Source organism: Ectopseudomonas alcaliphila (assembly GCF_900101755.1).
GTDB classification, from domain to species: Bacteria; Pseudomonadota; Gammaproteobacteria; order Pseudomonadales; family Pseudomonadaceae; genus Aquipseudomonas; species Aquipseudomonas alcaliphila.
In genome coordinates, this window is record NZ_FNAE01000010.1 from 104,764 (window position 1) to 115,230 (window position 10,467).

General features: G+C 62.0%; 7 protein-coding genes and 2 rRNA genes. 3 read left to right on the forward strand and 6 right to left on the reverse strand.

All coding sequences use genetic code 11. The features are described from left to right. Positions 1 to 352 precede the first annotated feature (352 nt). Positions 353 to 958, reverse strand: a complete 606-nt coding sequence (locus tag BLR77_RS22570) for a hypothetical protein (protein WP_074682090.1) — start codon at positions 956 to 958, stop codon at positions 353 to 355. A gap of 220 nt (positions 959 to 1,178) precedes the next feature. Here BLR77_RS22570 and mksB point away from each other — a divergent pair, with 220 nt between their 5' ends. The 3 genes from mksB (at position 1,179) to mksF (ending at position 6,025) form a co-directional block, all read left to right on the forward strand. Continuing rightward, entirely contained in the window at positions 1,179 to 2,420 is a 1,242-nt protein-coding gene (mksB, locus tag BLR77_RS22575) for an Mks condensin complex protein MksB (RefSeq protein ID WP_074682092.1), read from the forward strand. A gap of 84 nt (positions 2,421 to 2,504) precedes the next feature. Next, on the forward strand, positions 2,505 to 3,197 hold the full coding sequence (mksE, locus tag BLR77_RS22580) for an Mks condensin complex protein MksE (RefSeq protein ID WP_074682094.1): 693 nt from the start codon (positions 2,505 to 2,507) through the stop codon (positions 3,195 to 3,197). Then, positions 3,194 to 6,025: an Mks condensin complex protein MksF gene (mksF, locus tag BLR77_RS22585; RefSeq protein ID WP_074682096.1), complete on the forward strand. Its 2,832-nt coding sequence runs from the start codon at positions 3,194 to 3,196 to the stop codon at positions 6,023 to 6,025. Before mksE ends, mksF begins: the two co-directional genes overlap by 4 nt. Positions 6,026 to 6,163: 138 nt before the next feature. Here the strand turns inward: mksF and BLR77_RS22590 are convergent, their stop codons facing one another. The 5 genes from BLR77_RS22590 to BLR77_RS22610 all read right to left on the reverse strand — a co-directional run. Further along, positions 6,164 to 8,467 (reverse strand): PqiB family protein, encoded by a 2,304-nt coding sequence (locus BLR77_RS22590; protein ID WP_074682098.1) that lies wholly within the window; start codon positions 8,465 to 8,467, stop codon positions 6,164 to 6,166. Further along, positions 8,460 to 9,077, reverse strand: coding sequence for a paraquat-inducible protein A (locus BLR77_RS22595; RefSeq protein WP_074682100.1), 618 nt, complete (start codon positions 9,075 to 9,077; stop codon positions 8,460 to 8,462). Before BLR77_RS22595 ends, BLR77_RS22590 begins: the two co-directional genes overlap by 8 nt. Continuing rightward, positions 9,064 to 9,723, reverse strand: coding sequence for a paraquat-inducible protein A (locus BLR77_RS22600; RefSeq protein ID WP_074682102.1), 660 nt, complete (start codon positions 9,721 to 9,723; stop codon positions 9,064 to 9,066). The genes BLR77_RS22595 and BLR77_RS22600 overlap by 14 nt, the downstream gene beginning before the upstream one ends. Positions 9,724 to 10,113: 390 nt before the next feature. Then, positions 10,114 to 10,229: ribosomal RNA gene (gene rrf / locus BLR77_RS22605) — 5S ribosomal RNA — on the reverse strand. Between the two features lie 149 nt (positions 10,230 to 10,378). Next, positions 10,379 to 10,467: ribosomal RNA gene (locus BLR77_RS22610) — 23S ribosomal RNA — on the reverse strand; the annotation flags it as partial.

The following is a 10,467-nucleotide window of genomic DNA, read 5'->3' on the forward strand; positions in this document are numbered from 1 at the left end:
CCTGCGTTGCCATCGCTGCGTTAAAAACAGGCTCAAAATGCTCATTTACTACTCGTAAACTCCGCTTTTTCGCCTGTTTTTGCCTTGCGCTGACGGCCTCGCCTACGTTTTTAGAGATGCCCTTTCAGCCCCCGGAAAAAAGTGGACGCGAATTGTGCCGATAACCAGCGAATATCGAAAGGGCATTGGGGATTTTTTGTACAACCGGTGATGACCGGCCCCAGCTTGGCTGAGCGAAGACGCTAAGCCCTGGCGGTTACAGCGGTATGACCGGGCAAGGCTTATCCATCACCTGCGCCACCCAGGGCGGGCAAGGCTGGCGCGAGTCAGATTACCGCACCATGCGACGCGCTCAGTGCTGGCGGAACAGGGTCAGCAGGTGCTCGGCGATGGCGCCGCGGATGGTGTCGATGCTCAAGCGCGAGCAGTGAGCGAGCTTGGCGGGATTGATACGGTGCAGGTGCAGCGATGGCATCCGCGCCTCGTACTCACGCAGATCGCCCTTCACCAGCACAGGCAGAAAATGCTCGCCGCGCGCCCGGTAGCGCTCGATCAGCAGACGCAAGCCGGCCTGGAACGGCACCTCGCGCGAGGCAATCAGGCGCGACTCACCTGGCACCTTCATATACAGGCCGTCGAACCCCACCGCTTCACCGGGCAGGATGTGCACGCCGGTGGGCTCCACCGCATCGGCGGGAATATCTTGAAAGGTGTCATGCCAGGCCATCTCGTCCGGCAGGATGGTGATACCACCCTCCTCATCCTGCGGCACCACGAAGCTGTAGTTGCTGTAGAGCTTCTCGACATAGCTGGAGTAAATGCACAGGCGGTTTTCGAAACGACGCAGAAAAGCGATGGCCTGAGCACGGTCGGTAATGGCGTGCAGGTCCCAGTTCAGATCGCGCTGGTGCTGCAGCTCATGCCAACGGGCATCGACGTTCAGGGCAAGGGCAGACATCAGGGGCTCCAAAATCGGGTTCACTGTTGTCCGGCAGAAAGCGTGCCACCTCTCCGCCCCAGGTTTTCCCAGCTTTTCAAGCACTTGCCAACGCCCTCTCCGCACAGCCCGTCCCAATGTGCCGAATAGCGTCACCTGCCTCTGATCGATTCGGACTCAAACCCGGCATCCACCTTGCAGTACAATCGCCGCTTTTAACCTGCCTGGAACCGGCGCCTCGATGATCGATCCCAAGCGCGTATTGCGCGCCCTCGCCGAACACTGGACGTTGCTCGAACCACTCTGCGAACGCTTCGACGCGGGCACCCTGAGCCTGGTCGAGTTGCGCGGCCAGCTCGCCACGCAGCTGCCCGACGCCACGCCCAGTGACACCACTGCCCTGCTCGACACCTGGATTCGCCTGGACATCCTGGTCCCGGTGGCCAAGAGCCCCAACCGTTTCGAGCTCAACGCGCAGATCCACGACTTTCTCGCCTACCTGCGCCGCGAACACCGTCTCGGCCTGTGTCTGGAGATCGAAGCTTACCTGCGCCACCTGGAGCGACTGGCCGGCTATATCCAGGACGCCTTCGAGGTACGCGATGCCAACGATCTGGCGCGCCAGCTGCGCCTGCTCGACATGCGCGTGCGCGACGTACTGAAGAAGCTGGCCAACGACGAACAGGCGCTGGTCAGCGTGGCCGACCGGGCCAAGACCTCGGATCGGCAGATTCCCCTGCGCCAGCGCTACGCCGAGGTGCTGGCCACCTGGGACGAATACGTCGAACCGATGATCCAGCTGGTCGCCGCCGACGGCGCCTTCGAGCAAGGCGTGCGCCGCGTCGAACAGGTGCTGCTGCGTCTGCTCGGCGACCAGCAGCGTCTCGGCCAACTGGTCGACGACGACCTGCTGCTGCGCACCCATGCGCGCATCCTGGAAATGCAGACTACCGCCCAGCTGACCCTGCGCAAGGCCCGCGAGCTGCTGTTGCCACTGCGCGAGGAAGCACGCCGGCACAACGCCGTGACCCGTGGCGCGGCGCTGGCGCTGTCGGTGATCCGCAAGAAGGGCATCGACGCCGTGCCGCAGGCGGCCATGCCGCTGTTCACCCGGCCGCAGAGCAACTTCCTCGGTTCGGCCAGCCAGGTCGAGGCCTACGTCTACGCCCTCGCCCGTTTCGAAGCCAAGCCGGCGCATTTCCCCAAGGCCAGCGGCAGCCGCAAGGGCGGCGCACCCAAGGCGCCGAAAACCGCGCGGGAGATGATCGAGCGTTGCGAGCAGGCCCTGCCGCTGCCAGACCTGATGGCCTGGCTGCTGGAGCAGGAGCCGGAAGGCGCCACCGACGAGCTGCTCTACTGGTTCTCGCGCCTGTCGCGCGAGTCGCGGTTCCAGCGTGAACGCCTGGAGCGCCGCGAGTACCTGACGCGCGAGCATGAGGTCAGCCTCGCTTCCTTCGCCCTGGTAGGCCAGCCCAATGGCTGAGCTACCCGCAGGGTGCGCTGTGCGCACCGCAACCGACGACATGGTGCGCACAGCGCACCCTACGACTGCCCGTGAGCATTGCGTATGAATATCGATCTGAAAGAAATGACCCAGCTCGCGGCTGCTTTCCGCGATCTGTTCAAGGGCTACCACATCTCGCGCAGCGAGCCGGAATGCTACGCCCAGCTGTCCAGCATGCAGGACCAGTACCGCGCGCTGTTCCGCGCCCTCGGCTTCGAGCTGGTGTGCGACCCGCGCGGCTTCTACTACTTCGTCCCCGAGCAGGTCGCGCCGCAGGTGAACAAGACCGCCCAGCGTCTGGCGCTGTTCACCTTCATCTTGGTCGAGCACCTGGCCGACCAGGGCCGCGACCCGCTCTCCGTGCTCGACGGCGGCAGCATTGGCCGTGACGAGCTGCCGGCGCTGCTGGAGAAATACCGCGACCTGTTCCTGCAGGCCGAAGTGACCACCTTCGAGGAGCTGGAAGACAAGATCATCCGCCGCCTCATCCAGCTCGGCTTCGCCGAGGACAGCAACGGCGTGTACCGTTTCCTGCCGCCGATGCACCGTTTTCTCGACGTCTGCCTGTCGGTGCAGCACGACCGCGACCTGGCCGCCAGCCTGCACAGCAGCGATCTGCCGCTGCCGGCGCCAGTGCTGCTGGACGACGATGGCGACGCCGAGGTGGTTGATGCCATCGACGCAGAAGAATCCGAGGAAGACGCCCTGGCCCGCGCCATGGCCGAAGAACGCGCCGCACAGGAGATGGACGCATGAGCCAGGAACGCTACGGCATCCGCCGCTTCGCCCTGCTGAACACCGCCGGCTACAGCCTCGGCCTGTTCCCGCTGGAAAACCCGCTGTCGGTCTACGGCGCCAACAACCTGGGCAAATCCGCCTCGATCAACGCCCTGCAGTTCCCGATCCTGGCGCGCATGTCGGACATGAGCTTCGGCAAGTACAGCCTGGAAGCCTCGCGCAAGTTCTACTTCGCATCGGACACCAGCTATATCCTCGTCGAAGTCGCCCTGCCCCATGGCCCGCATGTAATCGGCGTGGCCGGGCGCGGCCCGGGTGGCGGCTTCGGCCACCAGTTCTTCGCCTACGCCGGTGAACTGGATCTGGAGCACTACCAGCAAAACGGCACCTGCCTGCGTCAGCGCGAACTGTTCAAGAACCTCGGCCAAGCCGGCATCACCGCCTACGAGCTGAAGCCCGACGAACTGCGTCGCCTGCTGGTCGGCGGGCACACCAGCATCCCGCTGGATCTGACCCTGATCCCGCTGCGCTCGACCAGCGAGCAGAGCCTGAAGACCTTCCGCGCGCTGTTTATCAACCTGCTGCACATGCGCGAGATCACCGCGGCCAAGCTCAAGCAGCTGTTCCTCGATGCCTTCGAGCACAGCCTGCGCTCGGGCAGCGTCGACTACATCGCCGCCACCGAAGAAGCCTTCCGCGACGTACGCCGCATGGAACAGGACTACCAGGCCCTGGTCACCGCCGGCCCGCTGATCGAGGCACTGGCCTCGGGCGTCACTCAGCGCGAGACGCTGCGCGGCAAGCTGCACCGTCTCTCGCCACTGCTCGACAACCTACTGGGCACCTGGCACGACTACGCTGACGCGCGCAAGGAAGAGCTGGTGATCCAGGCCGAGCACTATCGTAACGAGCAGGACGGCCTGCAGAACGAGCAGCGCGGCGGCACCAGTGAGCTGATGCGCCTGGAACGCGAGATCAGCGAGATCCAGCGCTGGCTGGGCGAGCTCTCCGTACTGAAGAACCGCTTCGCCCTGGTGGAGAACGCCAAGGTGCTGGAAGAGCACCTGCTCGCTGCCAAGGACGCTCACGACGAACTGGCCGGCGCCCTGGCGCAGTCGCGCCAGTTCTCCAGCGAAGACCTCGACGAGCGCCTGCGTGACCTGGAAAAACGCCTGAAGTCGGTCAAGCAGCAACTCGACCACGCCGACAACAACAGCTACTCGCGCCTGCGCGAGGAATTCAGCCAGGCCGATGTCGACCGCCTGATGCGCCTGTTCAACGGCCAGCTGTTCAGCCTGCCGCTGGGCGAGAAAGGCATTCAGGCCGAGGGCGACGACTGGGTCAAGGCGGTCGAAGCGGTACTGGATCGCTTCAAGGGCGACACCTTCGCCGTGCCAGGCCTGTCCATCGACCTCAGCCATATCGAACCACCGGCATTGCAGGCGCTGGCCGACCGCGCAGCCCTGCGCGACCAGAAGGATCGCCTGGAGCGCGAGCTCAAGCAGCTCAAGACCCAGCAGTCGGTAGCCGCCGACCGCGCCGCCAGCAAGGCCCAGGCCGAGACGCTGTACCAGGCCGTGCTGGACGCGCAGAAAGCGCTGGAAGACTTCCGCAAGAGCCAGACCCTGACCGCCGAGGAACCGCAGAAGCTGGAGCGCCTGGCCGAGCTGGAAGGCGCCCAGGACGAACTCAAGCGCGCCAGCGATGCCTTCGCCGAGCGCGTGCAGCAGCTCTCCGCCAAGCTACAACTGGTCGGCCGTCAACTGGCGGATCTGGAAGCCAAGGAACGCACCCTGGAAGACGCCCTGCGTCGCCGCCAGCTGCTGCCCGCCGATCTGCCCTTCGGCACGCCGTTCATGGAGCCCGTCGACGACAGCCTGGACAACCTGCTGCCGCTGCTCAATGACTACCAGGACACCTGGCAGGCACTGCAGCGCATCGACGGTCAGATCGAAGCCCTCTATGCCCAGGTGCGCCTCAAGGGCGTGGCCAAGTTCGACAGCGAAGACGATGTCGAGCGCCGCCTGCAACTCCTGGTCAACGCCTACGCCCACCGTCAGGACGAAGCCCTCACCCTGGCCAAGGCGCGTCGTGCGGCGGTCACCGACATCGCACGTACCCTGCGCAATATCCGCAGCGACTACGACAACCTCGAGCACCAGCTGGCGCTGTTCAACCGCGAGATCAACAAGCGCCAGGTGTCCAACCTGCAGAGCTTCCGCATCGTGCTGGCGCCGAACAAGGAAGCCCTGCGCCATATCGACCAGATCATCCACAGCGCCGGCCAGTACGAGGAAGGCGAGACCCTGTCGGTGTTCGACCTGTCGCAATCGGCCGATCAGGACGCGAAGAACGAGGAGGCCAAGGACTACCTGTCGCGTCTGGTCGCCGCCAACGGCAACCAGCTGGGCCTGAAGGACCTGTTCGAACTGGCCTTCGAGATCACCAAGGTGCACGGCCAGCCGATCATCCATACCGACATCGATGGCGCTGCCTCCAACGGCACCACCATGACCATCAAGGCGCTGACCAACATGTACCTGCTGCTGCACCTGATGGACCGCGAGCAGGCCGGGCGCGTGCGCCTGCCCTACTACCTCGACGAGGCGGCCGACATCGACGAACGCAACCAGCAGGCGTTGATCGAGACCAGTCTGCAGCTCGGCTTCGTGCCGATCCTGGCCTCGGTCAAGCCGCAGGTCTCGGCCCACGTGGCCATCGACCTGGAAGGCGGCAGCGGCCCCAACGGCATCTATATCGACGAAGCGGACTGGAAGTTCATCAAGCCGCGCGAAAGTGCCAAGGTCGCGGTGCCGAAGCAGCAGGAGACCGCTGAACCGGCCTGACACCATCGCGGCTGAAGCCGCTCCTACGGTCAATCTTGTGTAGGAGCGGCTGGGCGGCACTCCGCTTCAGCCGCGAGCTTTTATGAACCTAAAATGAAAGGGCCGCTCAATGCGGCCCCTTTGATTTCTACGGCTTGCTCACTGCTCCAGCACGATCTTCGGCGCCCACTGCATCCAGACATCCTGTGGCTCGTCGAACAGTGCAAACGTCTGCCCCGGCTGCGCCGGCCCACCCATCTCGGGATTGTTCGGCGTAGCAAAGGCGATGCCGCCCTCGAGCAGCGCCTCCAGCGATTCGGTCCGCACTTTCACGCCCTTGAACAGCCCGGCATCCACACCGATGCCACTGGCGTTCCAGAAGCGGCTACCCGAACGTACCAGCGGCGCATAACGTGGTTCGATCAGTACATGAATCAGCACACGATCCGAAGTCGGTCCCAGTTCGAAATCCACCACCTTGCCCACTGGCACCTCGCGGTAGCTGACGATCACGCCTGGCTTGATCGAACCACGCCGCGGCGCACTCAGCACCAGGCGCAAGCCCTCCTCACGCACGGCCTGATTCGGCGAACTGGCCAACGCGGTGAATTCGGTTCGGCGCGCGCCCTTCTGCGCCGCGGGCTGCACTTCCAGATACTGGCCACTGACCAAGGTGCCGAGATTCGCGGCACGGATCAGGCTCAGTTCCGGCTTCACCACCCAGAAGCGTGTCCCCTCACGGGCGATCTGCTCGGCTGCCTGAGTGATACGCACGTTGAGGATCACCGCTTGCAGGTCATCGGTCAGGCTGAGGTTCTCGACCTTGCCAACCTCCAGCCCCTTGTAGCGCACCAGCGTGCCCGGTTGCAGGCCATCACCATCGGCCAGCCGAATGGTGATCTGCTGACCCAGTTGCAAGGCACTGTCGCGGTCAGCGTGTAAAGCGAAGCGCTGCACCTGGCGATCCGATCTAGCGGCTTGCAGATCAAGCGTGTCGAAAGCGATGCCGCCCGCCAACAGCGTCTGCAGCGACTCACTCTTGATCTCGACACCGGACAACCCGCCCTTGAGAGTGATACCACTGGAATTCCAGAAACGCGTGGAGGTATTGACCAGGTGTACGTAGTCCGGCTCGATATGCACACCCAGCACGACCTGGTTGTTGTCGCGTCCCAGTTGGTAACTCTGCACCGAGCCCACCTTGATCTGTCGGTAGAGCACGGGGCTGCCTACTTCGATGGAGCCCAACTGATCGGTGAACAGCACCAGATGCAGGCCTGGCGCGCCAAGATCCAGGGGCGGCGCCTTGCTCCGCGCGACGAAGTTGCGTGCCGGTGGATTGCCCTTCTCTCCCGGCCGCACGGCAATGTAGTTGCCCTTCACCAACGCCTCGAGGCCGGTGATACCGGCCAGCGAAATCGAGGGTTTGACCACCCAGAAATCCGATCCCTCCACCAGGTACTCTTCGGCCAGTGGATTAATCGTCAGCTCGGCCGTGGCGCTGTTGAGGTCGCGGTCAACCTTCATCGCTTTCAGCGAGCCGACCTGAATACCCTTGTACATGACCGGCGTTCGGCCTTCCTGCAGCCCATCGAAATCCCTGAGTTTCACGACGATCTTGATACCCGCCTGAGCCTCGTCGTAGTCCTCATAGAGACGGAACGGCAGCGCTGGATCGGTGGGCGGGCTGTCCTTGCGATGCTCGGGCGTGGCGAAAGCGATACCGCCAGCCACGATGCTGGCCAATGACTCGCTACGCAGCTTGAAGCCGGAAAGGTCGGCATCGACGCTAATGCCGCTGGCGTTCCAGAAGCGCGTATGTTTGCGCACCAGATGCGCATAAGCGGGCTCGATGAACACCTTAACCTCTACGGTGCTCTGGTCGTCACCGAGGATATAACTCTTCACTCGGCCAACCTGGATCTGCCGATAGAAAACCGGACTGTCACGATTGAGCGAGCCAAGCCGCTCAGCCTTCAGCGTTATGTGCAAACCAGGCACGTCGTCGCCCATCGGCGGCTCCTGAGCCAAGGCGGTAAAGCTGCGGGTCGACTCCCCCTCACCGGGGCTGAAGGTAATATAGTTACCTGAAACCAGTGTCTCCAGACCGCTGATACCGGCCAGACTGACATTCGGTTTGACCAGCCAAAATCGAGTGCCCTCACGCAGATACTGCTCAAGCTCCTTGTTGACCTCCAACTGAGCGACAACACCGCGATTCTTTCCGCTCTGATCAAGGCTGATGGCCGTTACCTTCCCCACCGCCATGCCCTTGTATACAAGCTCGGTCTTGCCGGCCTGGATACCCTCACCGCTAGCGAATATCAGTTCCACCTGAATACCGGCTTCACTGTATGCACGCCACGCCAGCCAGCCACCAATGAGCAGTGCAATCAGGGGCAGAACCCAGATGGCTGACCAGTTCGAAGCAGGACGCGTCTTGGCCAGAGGAAGGTCAGTCATGATCGGTTTCCGTGTTATCCCAGATAAGGCGAGGGTCGAAAGTCAGTGCAGCCAGCATGGTCAGTATCACCACACTGGCAAAAGCCGCGGCGCCGGCTCCAGCCTCGATGCTGGCCAGGCTGCCAAAATTCACCACCGCCACCAGAATGGCGATGACGAAAATATCGAGCATCGACCAGCGGCCAATCCATTCGATAAAGCGGTACATGAGGACGCGCTGGTGCGCTGACATCGGCTGATGACGCTGAACCGAGTACAACAACAGGGCAATGCCCACCAGCTTGAAGGTGGGCACCAGAATACTGGCGATAAACACCACTGCGGCAATCGGCAGCATGCCAAAGTGAATAAGCTCCAGTACGCCGCCCATGATGGTCGCAGGCGAACCTTTGCCGAGACTGTTGACGGTCATGATAGGCAGCAGATTAGCTGGAATGTAGAGAATCGCCGACGTCAGCAACAATGCCCAGGTTCTGATCAGGCTATTGGGCCGCCGTGCGTGAATCTGCCCACCGCAGCGACTGCAGTATTGATGCTTGGCATCCACCTCGGCTGAGTTGAGCTGATGGCACTCGTGACAGACCAGTAAACCTGCATCAATCGCCCGCATGGATATCCTCCCCGGACAAGGCTTCCCATATCTGATGCGGTGACATGGTTACTTCCAGCCATACCTGCACCAACAGCAACGCGATAAAACAGAACAAGCCAAGGCCAAGGCTCAGGTCAGCCAAGTCCATCAATTTCACCATCGCCACCAAGATGCCCATCAGATAAACCTCGAGCATTCCCCACTCGCGCATATGGTGGTAGATCCGATAGAGCAACAGGCCGTAGCTGCGACCGAAGTCGATACGAATGCTCAGCAGCACCAGCAACTGGCAAAGCAGCTTCAGCAGCGGAACAGCCATGCTGCTCAGGAACACCACTACGGCGATACCTTGCATACCGCTGTCGTACAGACCGATCACGCCACTCCAGACCGTATCCTGCGAGGTTTGGCCAAGTAGGTTGAGCTGCATGATTGGCAGGAAGTTTGCGGGGATATAAAGCAACAGGGCCGTCAGCACCAATGCCAGACTCCGTCGCACCACATGATGGCGATGACTGAACAATTCATAACCACAGCGGGGGCACTCGGCACTCTCACCATCGCGCAGGACCGGTTTGCGCATCAACAGATCGCACTCATGACAGGCGACCAACTGCTCAATCGGCAAGGATGATAATGAAGGATCGGGCGGCGAGTCAGACATGAAAGTCCCCTGCAGAATTCGCGCATTCTACCCGAGCAGCGCCACACATTGATGCCCGTAATCCGACCTGCAAGAGCGATCTCTGCTCGCGAAGGCGTCAGCGGATCAACCGTAGGGTGCGCCGCGCGCACCGGCATGTCGGCGCCTTGAGCGGTGCGCGCAACGCACCCTACGCGATTGCAGGAACGCGTTCTGCTCGCGAAACTTTTCCGCGCCCCAAAGAAGAAACCCCAGACCGGGTTAGCGATCTGGGGTTTCGTATAGGAGCTTGACGATGATCAGGCCGGCGCTCCGGTGGCCGGCACTCCGGGACTCTCACCGCCACGCGCCATTTTTGCGCAGATAGAAGAACGCCCTGACCAGTTACCTGATCAGGGCGTTCGTATAGGAGCTTGACGATGACCTACTCTCACATGGTGAAGCACCACACTACCATCGGCGATGCGTCGTTTCACTACTGAGTTCGGGATGGGATCAGGTGGTTCCAACGCTCTATTGTCGTCAAGCAATTCGGTTGGGATGTCGTCGTGAGACGCTATCCCTTGGATACGTGATAGATGATTTGTAGTTCTTGCAAATTTTCGGCTTTCTGTCGACTTCACCATCGACACCCTCTGTCTCCGGCCTATGCCTTCGCAGATTGTTTGGGTGTTATATGGTCAAGCCTCACGGGCAATTAGTATTGGTTAGCTCAACGCCTCACAGCGCTTACACACCCAACCTATCAACGTCGTAGTCTTCGAC